This is a genomic window from Candidatus Sphingomonas phytovorans (genome assembly GCA_029202385.1).
Lineage (GTDB): Bacteria > Pseudomonadota > Alphaproteobacteria > Sphingomonadales > Sphingomonadaceae > Sphingomonas > Sphingomonas phytovorans.
This window is the reverse complement of record CP119314.1, coordinates 2,060,476-2,079,499: the sequence shown is the minus strand read 5'-3', so window position 1 is coordinate 2,079,499 and position 19,024 is coordinate 2,060,476. Positions and strand designations below refer to the sequence as shown.

Below are 19,024 nucleotides of genomic sequence, written 5' to 3'. Positions count from 1 at the left end.
TGGAGGAAAAGGGCTGCCTATTTGGCTTGGTCAGCTGTCTTGGCGACGGTGCTGCCGGCCGAGGACACATCCTTGCCCATGCCTTCGACGGTGTTGCAGGCGCTGATCATCAGCGCTCCGGCGACGAGGGCCAGTCCAACGAGCTTACGCATGGAATATCTCCTGAGATTGGCTTGTGCCGACGATTCAATGATCGGCGCTCGCGTTCGTTCCGTGGAGGGAGCGGCGCGATATCCGCGAGCCGAAAAAGAATTTGGGCCCGAGAGCGCCACCGGGGGGGAGGGTTGACGCTTTCGGGCCCATGTCTTGGATAGCGAGAGCGGGGGGGCATAAATTCACTATCCGAAGCTAAGAACGTAGCTTTCGCCGACCGGTTCCAGGGTTTTCGAATTTTTTTCGATTCTTTAGAATCGCTTGAATCAGTCGCGCCCGGTGACGGCGATCGAAATCTCATAGGCGCCGACCAGCGGGTCGTGATGCAGCCTTGAGCGCAACTGGCGCGACAGGCCTTCCATCACGCGGCCATAGCGTTCCTCGACGACCTTGCGCAGGTCGTCTCCGTCGACCAGGGCGGGGGAATTGACCCGCAGCACGGCGCGATCCTCCGTCTCGCCCGGCTTCACCGAGATACGGATCTGCGCGACCGGATTGGAGGTCATCGCCAGCTCGACGATTTCGGTGATCAGGAAGGCAACCGCGATCGCGACGTCCTGGTTGACCAGGAACGGATCGATATCGATCGCAATGCCAAGCTGGGAAGACCCTTCCGGCGCTGTCGCACGGATGTTCGAGGCAAGCTCGCCGATCACGGAGCGGAGGGAGAGGCCGCGATTCTCCTCGAGCTCGGCGAAATGGTGGCGATGGACGACCGCGAGTGCATCGACCCGACGCTGGATCGAGGAATAGGCAGCAGTCGCTTCCTTGCTCCGCGCACCGCGGGCATGGAAATTGATCAGGCTCGAAATGACCTGGAGATTGTTCTTTACGCGGTGGTGGACCTCGCGCGTCAAGCGGGTCTGGCGCACCAGTCCCTCGGCAAGGCCGGCCTCGTGCTCGGCGACCGTCCGGCTGATCATGCGGAAAGTGTCGCCCAGTTCCCGAATTTCCTGTGCGGGGAGGGCGCGGACTTCGGCCGGGTCGATCTCCTCGCCGGGTACATAGGCAGCAACGCTCGTGCGCAGCCGGCGCAGTGGCCGGATCAGCAACCGGTCAACGACGAACCAGCCGATGCCCGCGGCGGCCGCCCACATCAGAATCGGCAGCAGCATCGCGATGAGGAGGGGCGACGTTATCGGCGCGCTACGCACGCTCGTCTGCAGCGCCAGGCCGCCAAGGCCGAGCGAGGTCCGCATCGTCTCGCGCCGTTCCAGCGCGCTGCGAGGCGGAAGCTGAGTCAGGGGCAGTGAGCCTTCCCCATGTGTCAGCACGGCTTCATAGGGTGGTGCGAAATCGCTTGGCTTGCCTGTTTCGGCGAGGAAGCCAGAGGGAAAGAATGCGGTCGCGGTGGTGCCGCTGGCGCCGGCGATGGAGAGGAGCAGGCCGCGACCCGGGACGACCCGGGCGGCGATGGGTTCGGTGTTGGCCGATACCCGCGCCAGATCGCGCGGGAAATCCGCGCCGCACAAGGTCCGGGCGCGGCGATCCCTGATGACGAAGCGCGTGCCGCTGACTGCCTGCTGAGCGAAGACGCCCTGCGCGCGGGCACAGCTGGGCGCATCGCCATTATCGATGTCGAGGGCGTTCAGGGCGACACGGAGAGCGGTCATGTCCCCGACCAGCTCGATGGCCAGCTTGCGGGCGCTCTCGGCGGAAGCGAGGCGGAGCTGGGCCCGGGCAGTTTCGTCCGCGGTCTGGGTCGTCTTCAGCGAAGCGAAGAAGGCGATGATGGCAAGCGGCAGCAATGCCGCGCTCAGGATCAGGAAGATCTTGGCGCCGGTCGGGATCTGCGCGACGAATTTCTGGTTTCGGGCCGGAGCCTGGGGCCCGGCGGCGGAATCCGCCATGAGCCTGCTCAGTCGAGCTTGCTCAGGAGGTCGAGCATTTCGGGCGGAATCGTCTCGTCCACCGTCTTCTGATACACGGTGCGCAATGCTGCACCCATATCACGGTCCTTGCTCTGGACCCTGGTCGCCTTTGCGGCCCGCGGTTTTTTCGAAGACTCGTCGCCCGAACGCAAAATCGTCCCCCTTGAGCATCCGGTGTATAAACCGGGCATATCGAGAAACCCGGCCGAGGAAAACGGCCGGGCGTATCGCGCATACAATCCGCGACGAATGCATGAAACCAAAGATCGCGTCGATAGTTCCCTGTTCGATGTGAAAAAGCCCGGCACCTTCGCTCGGGCTATCGAAACGCGTTGCAAAGGCGGGGGGCCGCTTCCACAAGGACCCCCGTCAGACCCTGGCGTTTTTCTTGGAGGAGACCCCGACAGCCATGTCGCTTGGACAGCAGCTTGCCCCCCACCTTCCTTTCCTTCGCCGCTATGGCCGGGCGCTGACCGGCAGCCAGCAGCACGGCGACCGTTATGTGCGCGCGACGCTTGAAGCGATCGTCGCGGCGCCTACGGAATTCCCGCGCGACGTGGACCCGCGGCTTGGTCTCTATCGGACGTTCCAGGCGATCTGGGGCTCGACCAATTATGACGAGACGCCCGAGAATGCGGGCGCCGACGCCAGCAGCAGCCAGGAGGCGATCGCCCGGGCACGCCTTGCCCGGATGACCCCGCTGTCGCGCCAGGCGCTGCTGCTCACCGCGATGGAAGGCTTCACGCCGGAAGACGCCGCCTATCTGATCGAGGTCGAGCCGGGCGAGGTCGATGCTTTGGTCAACGAGGCGCTGGCCGAGATCGAGAAGCAGACGCGCGCGCGCGTGCTGATCATCGAGGACGAGCCGATCATCGCGATGGATATCGAGACGATCGTGCGCGACCTGGGCCATGACGTCACCGGCGTCGCCGTGACCCGCGACGAGGCGGTTGCGCTGGCGATGGAGGATCGTCCCGGACTCGTGCTCGCGGACATCCAGCTTGCCGACGACAGCTCGGGTATCGACGCGGTGAAGGACATCCTTGCCGAGTTCCAGGTGCCGGTGATCTTCATCACCGCTTTTCCGGAACGCCTCCTGACCGGCGAGCGGCCCGAACCGACCTTCCTGATCACCAAGCCGTTCCAGCGATCGACGGTAAAAGCGGCGATCAGCCAGGCATTGTTCTTCGATTCAGCGACAGTTCCCGCACTCTGACGGGAACTTTTGGCCAGCCCCCGGCATTTGGAGTTCCATCTGGTACGGACCCAAAACAATGCTCGGGGGTTATAGGCAAATGGCAAATCCAGAAGAACCGGCACATCTGAGCGGCGAGCAGGCGCGGGCAGGCGCCACGCCGCATATGACCCGATATATATTGGGCATATCGCTGGTGCTGGTGATCGTGATCTTCGCGGTCCTGCTTCTCCGCTAATCAAACACGTGGACGAAAACGCACGGTGTGGTGGACTTGACTTGAGTCCACCCCCATGTTCGCTTCCTGGAACACGAAACGGATGTTCATGACCGACGCCTTCGAGACCGACGACGAGGATACGCCGCCCGAGCCGGTGGAGCATGTCGCCCTGTCCGATTCCGAGTTCAAGGCGCAACTGGCGCAGGTAATCCCGCATCTGCGCGCCTTTGGGCGGTCGCTGTCGGGTAATCGCGATCTCGCTGACGATCTGGTCCAGGAGACGCTGATGAAGGCATGGGCGGCGCGATTGCGCTTCCAGGCCGGCACGAACATGCGCGCCTGGACCTTTATCATCCTGCGCAACCTCTATCTCTCCCAGATGCGCCGTGCGCGCTTCAAGGGCGAATGGGACGATCTGGTCGCCGACCGGATCCTCGCCGCCCCGGCCAGCCAGGACCGGCACGTCGAGCTTGGCGACATGCAGCGCGCGCTGCTCCATCTGCCGCAACCGCAGCGCGAGGCGCTGATCCTGGTCGGCGCGGGCGGCTTTGCCTATGAGGAAGCGGCCGAGATCTGCGGCGTCGCGGTCGGCACGATCAAGAGCCGGGTGGCGCGTGGTCGAGTCGCGCTTGAGACGATCATGAACGACAATTCGCTCCCGTCGCGGCGCACGCACAGCAACGAGCCGGGCATGACGGCGCTGGATTCGATCATGGGCGAGGTCGAGGATCTCAGCCGCGACCGGGGCGATTGATCTCCCTACGTCTGAATCCTAGCAGGGGTGACTGTCCTGATCGGCGATGTCGATCCGGCGGAGCAATGCGGTAAAGTCGTCCGCCCTGGCGTCCTGGCGTCCGAAGGCGGCGAGAAGTGCTCCGCTGATCATGTCGCTCGTCCGGGGTGTGGCGACGATGTACGCTTGAGACACAGCATCTTCCGGGGAGGGCGTGATCTTGTTCGACATGAACCAAGAACGAACGAGCAACCGAATTCGTTGCTTGCAAGACTGGGTTAATTGGCGCGATCGTCAATGGTTGTTGCATGGCTGACACATATTCCGAAGAGTTGATCAAGGATGCGGTGCGTCGCGCGCGGGGTGAATCGCCCTTTCTGACGTTGTTGCTCGATCGCGAGCCGGCGCTCGCGGCTCAGCTTGAGCAGGGGAGGCTGCCACCACTTTCGGCCGTGCCGATCGACGACCCCGATATGCCGATAATGCGCCGGCTGCGGCTGGAACGGCGGCGGCTGGCGTTGCTCGTAGCGGCGGGAGACCTGGCGGGCGCTTACGATCTTACCGCCGTCACCGCCGCGCTGTCCGATTTTGCCGACCGCGCGCTCGACACGGCGATCGTCGCGGCGATCGCGGAGCGGACGCCGGGAGCAGAGCCGGCAGGCTTCGCCGCCATCGCCCTCGGCAAGCAGGGCAGCCACGAACTGAACTATTCGTCGGATATCGATCCGATCCTCCTCTTCGACCCGGAAACCCTGCCACGCAGGCCGCGCGAGGAGCCGGAGGAGGCCGCGGTCAGGATCGGGCGCCGGGTGGTCGAGATCCTGCAGGCCCGCGACGGAGACGGGTATGTCCTGCGCGTCGACCTGAGGCTGCGGCCATCACCCGAAGTGACGCCGATCGTACTGCCGGTCGACGCCGCCATTTCCTATTATGAATCGCTGGCACTGCCCTGGGAACGCGCCGCCTTCATCCGGGCCAGGGCAGCCGCCGGGGATCTGGCCCTGGGCGCGCGCTTCCTCGAAACGATCAGGCCGTTCATCTGGCGCCGTGCGCTCGATTTCGGCGCAATCGGCGAGATCAGGGGTATTTCGCGTCGCATCCGTGACCATCATGCGCAGGGCCAGGTTTTCGGTCCTGGCTTCGACCTGAAGCGCGGGCGCGGCGGAATCCGCGAGATCGAGTTCTTCGCGCAGATCCACCAGCTGATCCATGGCGGGCGTGACCCGTCGTTGCGGGCGCCGGCAACGCGCGACGCGCTGGCGCGACTGGCGGAAGCAGGGTGGATCGCGACGGGGGAGGCCGAGGCGATGACTGCTGCCTATACCCTGTTCAGGACGATCGAGCACCGGGTCCAGATGGTCGATGACCGGCAGGTGCACCATCTGCCGACCGGTGCCGCGCTCGACGGGCTGGCGCGGCTTCATGGCGTCACCGATGGTGCAACGCTGCTCGAGCTGCTGCGCCCCTATGTCGATTCGACCGCGCGGACTTATGATTCGCTCGATTCCGACGACGAGGGCGCGCTGTCGCAGGACGGAGAACATCTGGAGGAGCAGCTCCGCACGGCAGGCTTTGCCGATCCGCCTGCGGCGGCGCGCAGGATCGAGCAATGGCGCGGGGGCACCTATCCGGCGCTGCGCAGCCCCGCCGCACGTGAGGCGCTCGAGGCGGTGCTGCCCGGGCTGATCGAGGCGCTGGCCAGGGCGCCTGACCCGCAAGGAGCGATCGTGCGGCTCGACGTCATGCTGGCGAAGCTGTCGAGCGCGATCAATTTCTTCCGCCTGCTCGAAGCGCGGCCGGTACTGGCGCGGCTGCTCGGCGCGATCCTGAGCCATACGCCGACCCTTGCCGAGGCGCTGGGGCGCCGGCCCGAATTGTTCGACGGATTGATCGATGCCAGCGCGCTCGATCCAGTCGGATCGGTCGCGGCCATCGCCGATGAAATGCGTGGTGAAGGCGGTGATTATCAGGCCCGGCTTGACCATGTCAGGCGCGTCGTCGGCGAGAAGAGGTTCGCGCTTGGCACGCAGATCGTCGCGGGGGTTAGCGATCCGCTCGAGGTGTCGGCCGGTTATGCACGGGTGGCTGAGGCGGCGATCGTGGTGCTCGCCGAAGCGACGGTGGCCGAATTCATGCTCAAGCATGGCACGGTGCCGGGGAGCGAACTGGTCATCCTGGCGCTCGGGCGGATGGGCGGCGGAGCGCTGACTCATGCCTCCGACCTTGACCTGATCTATCTTTTTACCGGCGATTATATGGCTGAATCCGATGGCGAAAAGCCTTTGGGAGCAGTGCTTTATTATAACCGTCTCGCGCAGCGTGTAAGCGGTGCGCTGTCGGCGCCGACTGCCTCGGGACCACTCTACGACATCGACACGCGGCTGCGGCCTTCAGGCACGCAGGGGCCGCTGGTCGTCTCGCTCGACGGGTTCGCGCGCTACCAGCGCGAGGATGCCTGGACCTGGGAGCATATGGCGCTGACCCGCGCGCGGCCGGTATTCGGTTCTGCCGAGGCACGGGCGGCGACCCAGGCGGTCATCGATGCGGTGCTGCGGGGGAATCGCCCGACGCGCGACGTGGTCGCCGATGCGATCGGGATGCGGGCGGAAATGGCGGCGCACAAGCCGCCGGCAGGGCCGCTTGACGCCAAGCTGTCGCCCGGTGGGCTCGTCGACCTGGAATTCGCGGTGCATGTCGTGCAGCTCACCCGGCATGCCGGGCTTGACCCGCATCTCGGCGCCGCGATCCGCGACCTTGTCTCGGCCGGGCTGGCGCCTTCGCCTATCGCTGCCGCGCAGGAGTTCCTGACCCGGCTGCTGGTGACGCTTCGGCTGGTCGCGCCCGACGCGCAGCCCCCGGCGCAGGCCACTCGCAACCTGATCGCCCGCGCGCTCGACGTCGCCGATTGGGAGGCGGTGGTTGCGTCGTTCGCGACGACCCGGCAGGAGGTTTCAGATTTCTGGGCGGCGGTGGCCGGTGCCGGAAAGCCGGTATGACGGGAGACGGACGATGGCGGCGGGTATCGAAGAGGGCGGCAAGCTTCCGGACGTGGACCTGACCACGCCGAGCGGCGGCAGGATCAACCTGCGCGACTATCTCGGCAAGCCGCTCGTCCTGTATTTCTATCCGAAGGACGACACGTCGGGCTGTACCCGCGAGGCGCAGGATTTCAGCCAGCATTATCCCGAATTCCAGGCACGGGGCGTCGAGGTTCTCGGCGTGTCGCGCGACACGCCCGCCAAGCACCAGAAGTTCATCGACAAATACGACCTGACCGTGCCGCTTGCGACCGACGACCAGAATCGCGCCATGGAGGCGTTCGACGTCTGGGTGCAGAAGCAGTTGTACGGCAAGACCTATATGGGGATCGACCGGTCGACCTTCCTGTTCGATGCGAAGGGCGTTCTGGTGCGTATCTGGCGGCGCGTGCGGGTGCCCGGGCATGTGATCGACGTGCTCGAGGCGCTGAAGGAGCTCGATTGATCGCCGGCACGAGCATCGCCGAGGCGGCGCGGGGCGTGCTGGAAACGGGCGACCCAGCGGCGAAGATTCGCGCCGCCCGGGCGGCGGCGCGGGCGTGGCGGCGCGGGCTGCTGACGCACGAGTTCGGCGTGGCCATGCCCGATCGCCCGGCGCGGCCTGCCTCGCCCGAATTGCTGTCGCCGAACGAGATGCCCCGGCGCGGCAAGGGCGGTTCGGAACGCGGGCGGATCGCGTTGCTCCATGCGCTGGCGCATATCGAATTCGTCGCGATCGATCTCGCCTTCGACATGGTCGGACGGTTCGGCGGCGATTTTCCGCGCGGTTTCACCGACGACTGGATTGGGGTCGGCGCGGATGAAGCGATGCATTTCGCGCTGCTCGACCGGCGGTTGCGCACGCTGGGCAGTCACTATGGCGCGATGCCGGCGCATGACGGCCTGTGGGAATCGGCGACCGCGACCGCTCATGATCCGATGGCCCGTCTCGCGGTCGTGCCGATGGTGCTCGAGGCACGCGGGCTGGACGTGACGCCGGAGACGATCCTGCGCTTCAGATCGGCGCAGGACGAACCGAGCGCGCGCATCCTCCAACGCATCCTGACCGACGAAATACGGCATGTCCGCGCTGGCACCGTCTGGTTCGAATTTGCCTGCGCCGCCAAGGGATTCACGCCCGAATCGCACTGGCGATCGCTGGTCGCGCGATATTTTCGGGGAATGATTAAGCCGCCGTTCAACGACTCGGCGCGCGACTCAGCCGGTCTGACGCTAGAATATTACGGCGCGCTTGCCCCTTCCTGAAAAATTAGGCCAATTGCGACACGTCCAGGACGTGGAGGGGCTGCGACCAGGACACTTAGGGGCGGGCGCTGGATTTCCGGCAATCGCATTCATGGTCGCCGGGGATTGATGAGCAAAATTTCCATCGCGTCGAGCGCGCAGTTTGTGTCGCGGCTGAAGACGCACTTCACCACCCGGGATTTCATTTTTCACGACGGTCGTGACCTGCGCCGCTTCAGCGTCGGGGGGCGCACCCAGGCGCTGATGGCCGGCGTCGCTGGGATCACCCTGTGCTTTTCCGCCTATGGCGTCGCCCAGGCGGCGGTCGGCGCGGTCGCCATGAGCGGCATCGTCGATGCCCCGCTGTCTCCCGAGGCCAAGGTCGCGCAGATGCAGGCGAAGGTCGCCGCGATGCAGGCCGATGTCGAAACCATCAAGCAGGCGGCCAAGGCCCATGCCACCCGCGTCGAGCAGCGCCAGGCGCTGATCTCCGCCGTCATCTCGGGCAAGGGCGATCCCCGCTCGCTGACGCTCGCCGCGCCGACGGTGAACAGCCATGCCGACAAGATCGCCGCCGACGTGCTCGCGCCGCTCAAGAAGGTCGAGCAGCGCCAGGTCGCGATGGCGGTCAAGGCGCGCCAGGCCGCCGAGCAGCGTTACGCGCTGACGGTCGCCCATGTCCGCAAGCTGGGCATCGCACCGGAACGTTTCGCGCCGCGCATGGCCGCGATGGGCGGCCCGTTCGAGGCCGCCGACAGTGCCGAGGCCGAAGCCGATCTTCGCGCCGACATGCAGTTCCGTTCGCTGTTCATGACCTGGAAGAAGCTCGATTCGCTCGAGCAGGGCGTGATCGCGATCCCCTCGGCCCAGCCGGTCGAGCGCCTAGCCTTCACCAGCAACTACGGCGTCCGCGCCGACCCGTTCCGTGGCACCGCCGCGATGCATGCGGGCGTGGATATTCCGGGTCCGATGGGAACGCCGATCTACGCCACCGCCGATGGCATCATCGATCGCGCCGAGCGTGCGGGCGGTTATGGCAACATGGTCGAGATCAACCATGGCAAGGGCATCCAGACCCGTTACGGCCATCTCTCCAAGATCCTCGTCGCGCCGTTCACGCGCGTGCATCGCGGCCAGCTGATCGCCCTGATGGGCTCCACCGGCCGTTCGACCGGCCCGCATCTTCACTATGAGGTCCGCATCGACGGCCATGCCGTGAACCCGATCCCGTTCCTGCAGACCGCCGACTATCTGCTCGCGGTGCAGGATCGCGCGCTGAAGACAACTCAGGTTTCGGTGGGTGGTCCGGCCGCAGCCGACTGATCCGTGAGGGCCCGGGCATCGGTTGCCGATGATCCCGGGAACGCCTATCTGCCAGTCATGGCCACCGTAACAGCTCCCGAGATCGCGCTCACCGATTCAGCCGCCGCGCGTGTCGCGACGATAGCCGAAAAACAGGGCAAGCCCGCGATCCTTCGTCTCTCCGTCGATGGTGGGGGGTGCTCCGGATTCCAGTACAAGTTCGGCTTTGCCGACTCGGTCGAGGCGGACGACGCGGTTGCCGAGAATCACGGCGTGAAGCTCGTCGTCGATTCGATCAGCCTCGATCTCGTGCGTGGTTCAGCGGTCGATTATGTCGAGGATCTGGGTGGCGCCGCGTTCAAGGTGACCAACCCCAACGCCGCGTCGGGTTGCGGCTGCGGCTCCAGTTTCTCGGTCTGAACCCTGTGAGAATCGTCACTTACAACGTCAACGGCATCAAGGCGCGCCTGCCGCGCCTGCTTGAGTATCTCGCCGAGCAGGCGCCCGACGTGGTGTGTCTGCAGGAGCTGAAATCGAGCGACGAGACCTTCCCCGAGGCTGACATACGCGCGGCCGGCTATGGCGCGGTGTGGCACGGGCAGAAGGGCTTCAACGGGGTTGCTGTGCTTGCCAGGGGCGCCGATCCGGTCGAGCGGCAGCGCGGCCTCGCCGGCGATCCGGAGGACGAGCATAGCCGCTACCTTGAGGCCGAGGTCGACGGGGTGGTGATCGCGTCGATCTATCTGCCCAACGGCAATCCCCAGCCTGGCCCGAAATTCGACTATAAGCTCAAATGGATCGAACGGCTGTCCGATCGCGCGCGCACGCTGCTCGCCGAGGAGAAGCCGGTGGTGCTCGCCGGCGACTACAACGTCATTCCGAATGACGACGACACCTTCTCCGTCCGCGCGATGGCCGATGATGCGCTGATGCAGCCGGAGAGCCGGTCGGGCTATCGCGGGCTGGTCGCGCAGGGCTGGACAGACGCATTGCGCACCCGCCACCCCAAGGGCGGGGTATGGACCTTCTGGGACTATCAGGCCGGCGCCTGGCAGCGCGACGCGGGCTTCCGGATCGATCACCTGCTGTTGAGTCCGATCGCAGCCGACCGGCTGGCTGATGCCGGCGTCGACAAGGAATATCGCGGCCGGGAAAAGGCGAGCGACCATGCCCCCACCTGGGTGCGGTTGCGGTAGCGAATGGCTTCCGGCCCTCTTGAGGTCGGCCTCGGGATGGATCCCGCATGAAGCGGCTGGCGGCGGCGCTTCTGTTGCTTCCAGGCGCCGCTTATGCCGAGGATCGTGACTATTGCCCGGCGCGGCCCGGACTTGATACGCCCCCGTGCACGATCGCCCCAGGCCATGTCTCCGTCGAAGTCGGACTGGCCGACTGGACGCGTGCCGATACGGCGGCGTCGCGCAACGATACGATCCTGATCGGGGATATATTGGTGCGGGTCGGCCTGACCGATTCGATCGAGGCCGAGGTCGGCTTGACCTCGTTCGGCCGCAGCCGGACCCGCGACAAGAGTTCCGGCGGCATCGACAGCGCCGATCGGGCGGGAGACGCGCTGCTGGGTTTAAAGGCCAATCTCCATCACCCTGACGGCAGTGGTTTCTCGGTGGCCGTGGAACCCTTCGTCACGATTCCGGTGGGACGTCCGCCGATCGGTGCGGGCGACTGGGGAGCCGGGGTACTGGTGCCGCTCAGCGTTGATCTCGGGCACAAGCTGAGCCTGCAATTCACGCCCGAGGCGGATGCTGCCGTCAATCAGGATGGCGCGGGCCGCCACTTCGCGGTCAGCGGGACGGTCGGCCTTGGCGTGGGGATCAGCGACACGGTCAACGGCACGATCGAGTTTCAGGAACTTCGGGACGAGGACCCGTCAGGCCGGACCATGCAGTCGCTTGCGTCAGTCTCGGTCGCCTGGATGCGTCGCGGCGACTGGCAATTCGATATCGGCACGGCGGTCGGCCTCAATCGCGATGCGCCCGATGCCGAACTGTACGCCGGGGTTTCACACCGCTTCTGAAAGCGCGGTGACATTTCCCAACAATCGGCGTGAACTACCCGATATCGGTCAACCAAGCGGCGGCGGGACACTCGCAGCTTCCGCAAAGCAGTTGAAATCAAAGGATTCTACTGTTTGGCATGACTAATGCAGTAACACAGATGCGGAGCAACCGGTGTTGATCCGCACAACCGGAGAGACCCCATCATGACCTTCAAGATCCTTGCTGCTGCTGGCCTCGTGGCACTGGCGACCATCCCTGTGATGGCCCAGGCTGCTGACGGACGGCCCGACACCACCGCGAATGCGTCTGCCGATGCGGCTGCGTCGAAGAAGAAATTCTGCGTGGTCGAGGCCACTACCGGTTCGCGCGTAGCCAAGAAAATCTGCCGCACGCGGACCGAATGGCTGGCGCTCGGCTTCGATCCGACCAGCAAGTGAGGGACCTTGCGCGGCGGCTCCTGCGGGAGCCGCCGCGAGCCCCCGGGGATCACAGCGCTTTCTGATAGATCTCGTAAGTTTTGTTGATCTTGCTCTGGATCGTCTCGGCGATGGCGTTCATGCCCTGATTGTCGTCGAGCACCCAGCCGATCTCGCCGCGAGCCGATCCGTAATTGGCCACTGCCGCCTTCCGGATATATTCGATCATCATGAAGGCGAGCTGGCTTGCCATGCGCGATGATTGCAGTTCCTTCAGCACGCCCATCAGCGGCACGCGCATGGTGCGTACCTTGGGCTTGCGCAGCCACAACAGCAGTTTGGCCCAGCCGAACGGGAGGAGATTGCCGTTGAGCGGCTTGATCGCCTCGTTGAGGTCGGGAAGCGTGATCATGAAGGCGACCGGCCGGCCGTCGAGTTCGGCGATGCGGATCAGGTCGTTGAACACGATCGGCTTCAGCTTCACGCCGACATCGGCGATTTCCGGCGGGGTGAGGGGGACGAAGCCCCAATTGTCCGACCAGGCATCGTTCAGGATGGCAAGGATGACCGCCGCTTCCTCGTCGAACTTCGTCTTGTCGACCTCCCGGATGCGGATGCGGGGGTTCTTCTCGCCCGACTGGATGATCCGCTTCACGATCGGCGGGAATTCCTGGGTGATATCTAGGTCGTAGGTGTAGAGCGTCTTGGCGTGGGTGTAGCCAGCGCCCTCGATCCAGCCGCGATATTCGGGCTTGGCATGGCCCATCATGATCGTCGGCGCGTGATCATAGCCCTGGATCAGCAGGCCCGGCTCTTCCCAGATCGACATGCTGATCGGCCCGAGCACCTTGGTCATGCCCTTGTTGCGCAGCCAGCCTTCGGCTGCATTGATCAACGCCTGGGCGGTATTGGCATCCTCCGCATCGAACAGGCCGAACTGGCCGCAGCCTGGCCCGAAGCCCTGTTCGGCCGGCATGGTCAGCGCGAGCGTGTCGATATGGGCCGAGATTCGGCCGACGACGCGCCCGCCGCGTTCCGCCAGGAACAACTGCGCCTCGGCATGGCTGAACCAGCCATTCTTTTCCGGCGTGATCAGGCCGAGCGCCTCGCTCTTCAACGGCGGCACCCAGTTGGGATCGTCCCTGTAGAGCCGGAAAGGCAGGTCGACGAATTTCTTGCGATCGGCCTTGCTGCTGATCGGTCGGATCGAAAGCGGGTGCGTGGTAGCCAAGACGACGAGCCTCTCTGGTAAGGTGATGCGCACTCCCGCCTGCCGACCAACCTGTCAAGCGCGCTCCTGTCAAGCGTCGCCGGGCCATCCGGGTGAACGGCATACCCTGTTGCTGCCACCATATAGCCACTATCTTTCGGCAATGCCGGGAACCATGAACACATCGCTTGCCTTCGATCGGCGCGAGACCGCGTCGACCCCGAGCACCGTACTGCGGACCGCGCGGGAGCGTATCGCCGACGACAAGGCGATGCTGCGCACCGCCGCCGAACTGACGCGCGACCTGAATGCGCCAAAGCCCATCATCTACTGGACCGATCTGATTCTTTCGGCGGTGGTCGGCTATGCGGCGCTGGCGGCGGCGATTCTCGCCCCCTCAACCGGCTGGGCGCTTGCGGCGGGAGTCGTGGCGATCCTTGCGCTGTACCGCGCCGACAGCTTCATCCACGAGATCACCCATATCAAGCATTCGGCGCTGCCCGGCTTCCGTCTCGGCTGGAACCTGATCGCCGGCATTCCGATGATGGTGCCGTCCTTCATGTATGAGGGCGTGCACAATCTCCACCACGCACGCACGCGCTATGGCACGGTGGAGGACCCGGAATATCTGCCGCTCGCGCTGATGAAGCCCTGGACTTTGCCGCTGTTTGTCGTCACTTCGCTGCTCGCGCCGGTTGCGCTGCTGCTGCGCTTTGCGGTGCTGGCACCCTTGTCCCTGCTGTTCCCCGGGATGCGCAGAGTGCTCGACGAGCGTTATTCGAGCCTGTCGATCAACCCGTCCTTCCGCCGTCGTCCGCCCGAGGGAGCGTTCAAGACGCATTGGCGCCGGATGGAAGCCGCCACCAGCCTATGGGCGATCGCGCTGCTGGCGCTAACCGCGACGGGCGTCATTCCGCTGCGTGCCCTGCTGATCTTCCTGGTGATCACGTCCGGCGTCGCCATTCTCAACCAGGTGCGGACGCTGGTCGCGCATCTGTGGGAGAATGAGGGCGAGGCGATGACCGTCACCGCGCAGTATCTCGACAGCGTCAATGTGCCGCCGCCGGCCCTGTTGCCGGTGCTGTGGGCGCCGGTCGGCCTGCGCTATCACGCCCTGCACCATCTGCTGCCGGGCGTGCCCTATCACGCCCTGGCGGAGGCGCATCGCCGCCTGTCCGCCGCGGTGGACGAGCAATCGCCCTATCACAAGGCGAGCTATCCGGGACTGCCGGGCCTGGTCGATCGCCTGGTGCGCAGCACGATGGGCCGCCGCGCCGCCTGATCGATCATTCCTCGGTGCGGACCAGGACTGCTTCGCCGATCAGGAAGAACAGCAGGAACGGTGCCCAGGCGGCGAGGAAGGGCGGGTAGGCGCCCAGATTGCCCATCGCCAGCGCGAAATTGTCGGCCACGAAATAGGCGAAGCCGAGCGCCATGCCGATCACCGCGCGGATGAACAGCCGGCCCGACCGCGCCAGGCCGAACGCCGCCACCGCGCCCAGCAGCGGCATCAGCACCGAAGACAGTGGTCCCGACAATTTGTGCCACAAGGATCCTTCGAGCGCCTTGGTCGGGCGGCCCGCATCCGACAGGTCCGAGATCGCCGATTGAAGCGCGCCGAAGGAAAGGCCGTCGGGGTCTACGGTGGCAAGGGTAAACTGGTCGGGGCGTACGCCCCTGGCGACCGCGACCGCGCCGAGCGGAGCCGTCTTGCCGGTCTTCACGTCGAAGCGGCTGGCGGGCCCGATCCGCCAGCCATCACCGTCACGCTTGCCGTTGGGCGCGCTGACGACGCCGATCAGGTTTCCGCCTTCGCGATCGTACAGCGTGATGTTGTGGAGCGTCGCCGCGTCGCCGCGCCCCTTGATCTGGCCGACCTCGATCAGGTCGTCGCCGTCGCGTACCCATACGTTCGACCGATCGCCGCGATCGATCGGCACCGGCGCATATTCCGCCTTTTGCCATTGATCCAGCGTTGCGGTCGCGCGCGCGACGATTCGATCGTTGAAGGTGAAGGAGATGACCGCGACGCCCAGGCTGGCGACGATGAGCGGCGCCAGCACCTGATGGGCGGAGAGGCCCGATGCCTTCAGCGCGACGATCTCGCTGTTCTGGTTCATCGTCGTTAAGGTGATGATCGTGCCGAGCAGCACGGAGAAGGGCAGGAAGCGTGCGATGATCTCCGGCGTGCGCAGCCCGACATAGCGCCAGATTTCGGCATCGCCATTGCCCGCATAGGCAAGGATCCGGCCGGATTCGCTGAGCAGATCGAGCGCCTGGAGCACCAGCACCAGCGCCGCGAGGATCGCGAAGGTCCGCACCAGGAACATCCGGCCCATGTACAGCGACACGGTACGCGAGGGGAAAAGCTGCAGCGCGATCATGCCGTGGCCTCCTCGGCCTCATCCTGTTTCGGACGCGCGCCGGGCAACCAGCGGCCGACCATCTTTGCGCCCTTGGAGAAGAACCGTTCGAGCGTGCCGATCGGCTGGCCGCCGGGCACATAGGCGATCGTGTAGTACATCCAGAAAATCAGGACGGAGAAGACGATGAAGGGACTCCACAGGGCGATCAACGGATCGACCTTGCCCATGCCGCCGATGTCCCGGGCATATTCGTTCACCTTATGATAGGTCACGATCATCACGATCGAAAGGAATACGCCCAGCGCCGAGGTCGATCGCTTGGGCGGCACGCCCAGCGACAGGGCGAGCAGGGGCAGAAGGAACATCGTCGCCACCTCGACGATGCGGAAATGGAACGCGGCGCGGCTGGTGTCCCGCAGTTCCTCGGACGAATTGCTGTTGCCGCCGATCCGCGCAAGTTCAGGCAAGGTCAGCTCGTAACGGCCCTCGCGCTGGCGGAAATTCTCGTATTTGGGCAGCGCGATCGGCAGGTCGTGCAGGCTGAAGGTCAGCACGCGGGGAAGCGCGACGCCGGGTTCGTTGCGCACCAGCGTGCCGTTGGTTAGCCGGAAGACGATCTCGTCCGGATTATCCGTCGCGAAGAACTGGCCGTGGTCAGCCGTGACCGCGTAATCGCCGCCCTTCTTATCGACCATATGCACGAAGATGCCCGAAAGCTTGCGGCCCTGTTCGCGGCTCCGCTCGATACGGATGGTCATCTTGTCGCCGAAATGGGTGAACTCGCCCACCTTGATCGATGCTCCCAGGGCACCGGTGCGCAGTTCGAACCGCAATTTCTCGTAAGCGTATCGCGCGTCGGGCTGAACGAAGCCGACAATGGCGAGGTTTACCGCGGCGAGCCCGATCGCGAACATGTACGGTACGCGAAGCAGCCGCGTATAGCTCATCCCGACCGCGCGAAGCACGTCGAGTTCGGAGGTGGTGGCGAGTTTGCGGAAAGCGAGCAGGATGCCTAGCATCAGGCCGATGGGAATGCCGAGTCCGAGATATTCGGGCAGCAGGTTGGCCAGCATCTTCCAGACGACGTTGACCGGGCCGCCTTCGGTGGCGACGAAATCGAACAGTTTCAGCATGCGATCGAGCACCAGCAGCATCGCGGAGATGATGAGGGTCGAGAACAGCGGCACCGCGATCAGCCGGGCCATGTAGCGGTCGATGGATTTCATGGAGCTAGCGGCGGCAGCCTTTGCGAAAGGGCAGGATGAGACTGCCCGGTCGAGCGGCTATATCGGGGGAGGGGGGCGGCGTCAGCTACCAAATCACTCTGCTGCGATACTGTTTGGTTCGGCGCCGCGCGGCGCGGTCATGGCGGCGGCGATGGCGTGCTCGAGCGCGGCGATGGTGAATGGCTTGCGCAGCACCTGATGCCCGCCGAAAGCGGTCTCGTTCGCATCGCCGGCATAGCCGGTGACGTACAGCACCGCGACATGGGCGTAGCCGTCCGACAGCGCGGCGATCATCTCCGGTCCCGTCTGTTGCGGCATCAGTACGTCGGAAACGATCAGGTCGATGCTGCCCATCCGACCGAGCAAGGTGCGGGCGAGGAGCGGATTGTCGCAGGCGAGGGGGCGATGGCCCAGCTCGACCAGCGCCGCCATAGTAGAGGTGAGCACCCGGGGGTCGTCCTCCACCACCAGGATGTCCAGTGCCGCGGATATGCCGACGACCGGTTGCTCTTCCTGTCGCGTGACACTGGCGCTGCCGCCGACATGGCGCGGCAGATACAGCGTCACTGTCGTGCCCTGGCCCGGCTCGGATACGATGCCGATCTCACCATCGGCCTGTCGAACGAAGGCGAAGATCTGGCTCAGGCCCAGGCCGGTGCCCTGGCCGACCGGCTTGGTCGTGAAGAATGGCTCGAACACCCGCTCCAGGACCTCGGGCGTCATGCCGCAGCCGGTATCGGTCACCGCGATCGTCACATAGTCGCCGCTGGGACAGGTGCCGATCTCGCCCGCGGTCAGCGCGGTGCATTCAGTCGTGATCGTCAGCTGGCCGCGTCCTTCCATCGCGTCGCGCGCATTGACCGCCAGGTTCAGGATGACATTTTCGAGCTGGTAACGATCGGCACGGATCTGCCAGCCCGACCCGGCATCGTGCGCGACAACGGTGATGGCGTCGCCCAGGGTCCGGTCGAGCAGGTCGGACATGCCAGCCACCAGCGTGCCCGGCTCGATCGGCTCCAGCTTCAGCGCTTCCTCTCGGGAGAAAGCGAGCAGGCGACGGGTGAGCACTGCGGCGCGATTGGCGCCTTCAGTGGCATTGTCGATATGGCGTCTGGCTTGCTCGGCATCGCCGACATTGCGCCGCGCCAGTTCAAGTCCGCCAAGCACAACGGCCAGCATATTATTGAAATCATGGGCGATACCACCGGTAAGCTGGCCGACTGCCTCCATCTTCTGGACCTGGCGGAGTCGCGCTTCCTTTTCGAGCAGTTCGGCGGTCGCCTTGGTGACCGCGGCCTCCAGGTCTTCGGCGCGCTGGCGTTCGGTCTCCGCCTCCGCATTCGCCACGGCGCGTTCGCCCAGCGCGCGAACCGTCATCCAGCCAAGCACGATCGCACCCAGTACGATGAGGATGCCGAAGGCGCCGAGCACGCGTGCGACACCGGTCGATTGGGCGACCGATCTCAATGCTTCGCCGCTGCGCATATCGAGCAGGGAGCGTTCATGGGCGATGATCTGGTCGAGCAGGCGGTTGATCTCGCCGAGCGAGGCGGCTTCGCGTGCCTGATAGTAGCGAGCGAGTGCCTGGTCGTTCTTGTGGTAGTTGGTGCTGAGCGCAATCAGCGACAATTCCCTGCCGCGCACCTCATAGGCGCGGCGGAGATCGTCGGTCAGTTTCCGCTGTTCGGGATTGTCGTCGGTCACCCGGTCGAGCTTGGTGATCTGCTGTCCGGCCGCGCGCCATTCGTCGTAGAAACGCCGTCCGAGCAACTTGTCGCCGCTGATGACATAGCGGCCAAGCGATGCCTCTGAGCCAGAGATCGTGCCCGACAGCGTCCTGGCCAGGATCATCACCTCGAAGCTGTGAGTCTGCAGGCGAAGCGCCCGGTCGCGCTGAGCGTTGGCGTTGTTCAACGTCAGCATCAGGGCGACGAGCACCAGAGCACCCAGCAGCGCCATCACGACAAGCATGATGGTGCGCCAGGCGCCTCCAGGCTCTCCGGGAGCTACGGCCTCGCCTTCATTCCCGCTCATCGGCAGGGATTCTACCCGCAA

At 65.1% G+C, this 19,024-nt stretch carries 19 protein-coding genes; 12 read left to right on the top strand and 7 right to left on the bottom strand.

Annotated features, from left to right (window positions below; genetic code table 11):
- Positions 1 to 17: 17 nt before the first annotated feature.
- From P0Y59_09610 to P0Y59_09600, 3 genes are all read right to left on the bottom strand, one after another.
- Positions 18 to 152: an entericidin A/B family lipoprotein gene (locus P0Y59_09610; protein ID WEK01912.1), complete on the bottom strand. Its 135-nt coding sequence runs from the start codon at positions 150 to 152 to the stop codon at positions 18 to 20.
- Between the two features lie 267 nt (positions 153 to 419).
- A complete protein-coding gene (locus P0Y59_09605; GenBank protein ID WEK01911.1) occupies positions 420 to 2,003 on the bottom strand; it encodes a histidine kinase dimerization/phosphoacceptor domain -containing protein in 1,584 nt (527 codons plus the stop codon).
- An 8-nt stretch (positions 2,004 to 2,011) separates the two neighbouring features.
- Positions 2,012 to 2,101 (bottom strand): NepR family anti-sigma factor, encoded by a 90-nt coding sequence (locus P0Y59_09600; protein ID WEK01910.1) that lies wholly within the window; start codon positions 2,099 to 2,101, stop codon positions 2,012 to 2,014.
- A gap of 332 nt (positions 2,102 to 2,433) precedes the next feature.
- Between P0Y59_09600 and P0Y59_09595 the strand changes: the two genes are divergently transcribed.
- From P0Y59_09595 to P0Y59_09545, 11 genes are all read left to right on the top strand, one after another.
- Positions 2,434 to 3,240 carry a response regulator gene (locus tag P0Y59_09595; GenBank protein WEK01909.1) on the top strand — a complete coding sequence of 269 codons (807 nt, stop codon included), beginning with the start codon at positions 2,434 to 2,436 and terminating at the stop codon, positions 3,238 to 3,240.
- Between the two features lie 79 nt (positions 3,241 to 3,319).
- The gene (locus P0Y59_09590) at positions 3,320 to 3,457 is read left to right on the top strand and encodes a hypothetical protein (GenBank protein ID WEK01908.1); all 138 of its coding nucleotides are present in this window, start codon (positions 3,320 to 3,322) and stop codon (positions 3,455 to 3,457) included.
- Between the two features lie 88 nt (positions 3,458 to 3,545).
- The gene (locus P0Y59_09585) at positions 3,546 to 4,193 is read left to right on the top strand and encodes a sigma-70 family RNA polymerase sigma factor (GenBank protein WEK01907.1); all 648 of its coding nucleotides are present in this window, start codon (positions 3,546 to 3,548) and stop codon (positions 4,191 to 4,193) included.
- 287 nt (positions 4,194 to 4,480) lie between these two features.
- The gene (locus P0Y59_09580; GenBank protein ID WEK01906.1) at positions 4,481 to 7,168 is read left to right on the top strand and encodes a bifunctional [glutamine synthetase] adenylyltransferase/[glutamine synthetase]-adenylyl-L-tyrosine phosphorylase; all 2,688 of its coding nucleotides are present in this window, start codon (positions 4,481 to 4,483) and stop codon (positions 7,166 to 7,168) included.
- A 13-nt stretch (positions 7,169 to 7,181) separates the two neighbouring features.
- Positions 7,182 to 7,655, top strand: a complete 474-nt coding sequence (locus tag P0Y59_09575) for a peroxiredoxin (protein WEK01905.1) — start codon at positions 7,182 to 7,184, stop codon at positions 7,653 to 7,655.
- Entirely contained in the window at positions 7,652 to 8,455 is an 804-nt protein-coding gene (locus P0Y59_09570) for a ferritin-like domain-containing protein (protein WEK01904.1), read from the top strand. The genes P0Y59_09575 and P0Y59_09570 overlap by 4 nt, the downstream gene beginning before the upstream one ends.
- A gap of 108 nt (positions 8,456 to 8,563) precedes the next feature.
- Positions 8,564 to 9,757, top strand: coding sequence for a M23 family metallopeptidase (locus P0Y59_09565; GenBank protein ID WEK01903.1), 1,194 nt, complete (start codon positions 8,564 to 8,566; stop codon positions 9,755 to 9,757).
- Positions 9,758 to 9,814: 57 nt separating this feature from the next.
- Positions 9,815 to 10,156, top strand: coding sequence for an iron-sulfur cluster insertion protein ErpA (gene erpA, locus P0Y59_09560; GenBank protein ID WEK01902.1), 342 nt, complete (start codon positions 9,815 to 9,817; stop codon positions 10,154 to 10,156).
- Between the two features lie 5 nt (positions 10,157 to 10,161).
- Positions 10,162 to 10,932 (top strand): exodeoxyribonuclease III, encoded by a 771-nt coding sequence (gene xth / locus P0Y59_09555; protein ID WEK01901.1) that lies wholly within the window; start codon positions 10,162 to 10,164, stop codon positions 10,930 to 10,932.
- 47 nt (positions 10,933 to 10,979) lie between these two features.
- On the top strand, positions 10,980 to 11,768 hold the full coding sequence (locus P0Y59_09550; protein ID WEK01900.1) for a transporter: 789 nt from the start codon (positions 10,980 to 10,982) through the stop codon (positions 11,766 to 11,768).
- A 186-nt stretch (positions 11,769 to 11,954) separates the two neighbouring features.
- A complete protein-coding gene (locus tag P0Y59_09545) occupies positions 11,955 to 12,188 on the top strand; it encodes a hypothetical protein (protein ID WEK01899.1) in 234 nt (77 codons plus the stop codon).
- Between the two features lie 49 nt (positions 12,189 to 12,237).
- On the opposite strand, the gene P0Y59_09540 is transcribed toward P0Y59_09545, so the two are convergent.
- Positions 12,238 to 13,398, bottom strand: coding sequence for an N-acetyltransferase (locus tag P0Y59_09540; protein WEK01898.1), 1,161 nt, complete (start codon positions 13,396 to 13,398; stop codon positions 12,238 to 12,240).
- Positions 13,399 to 13,552: 154 nt separating this feature from the next.
- Here P0Y59_09540 and P0Y59_09535 point away from each other — a divergent pair, with 154 nt between their 5' ends.
- On the top strand, positions 13,553 to 14,659 hold the full coding sequence (locus tag P0Y59_09535; GenBank protein ID WEK01897.1) for a fatty acid desaturase: 1,107 nt from the start codon (positions 13,553 to 13,555) through the stop codon (positions 14,657 to 14,659).
- Between the two features lie 4 nt (positions 14,660 to 14,663).
- Here P0Y59_09535 and lptG read toward each other — a convergent pair whose 3' ends face one another.
- From lptG to P0Y59_09520, 3 genes are all read right to left on the bottom strand, one after another.
- Positions 14,664 to 15,761: an LPS export ABC transporter permease LptG gene (gene lptG, locus P0Y59_09530; protein ID WEK01896.1), complete on the bottom strand. Its 1,098-nt coding sequence runs from the start codon at positions 15,759 to 15,761 to the stop codon at positions 14,664 to 14,666.
- The gene (lptF, locus tag P0Y59_09525; GenBank protein ID WEK01895.1) at positions 15,758 to 16,969 is read right to left on the bottom strand and encodes an LPS export ABC transporter permease LptF; all 1,212 of its coding nucleotides are present in this window, start codon (positions 16,967 to 16,969) and stop codon (positions 15,758 to 15,760) included. The genes lptG and lptF overlap by 4 nt, the downstream gene beginning before the upstream one ends.
- 93 nt (positions 16,970 to 17,062) lie before the next feature.
- Positions 17,063 to 19,003, bottom strand: a complete 1,941-nt coding sequence (locus P0Y59_09520; GenBank protein ID WEK01894.1) for an ATP-binding protein — start codon at positions 19,001 to 19,003, stop codon at positions 17,063 to 17,065.
- Positions 19,004 to 19,024: the final 21 nt, after the last annotated feature.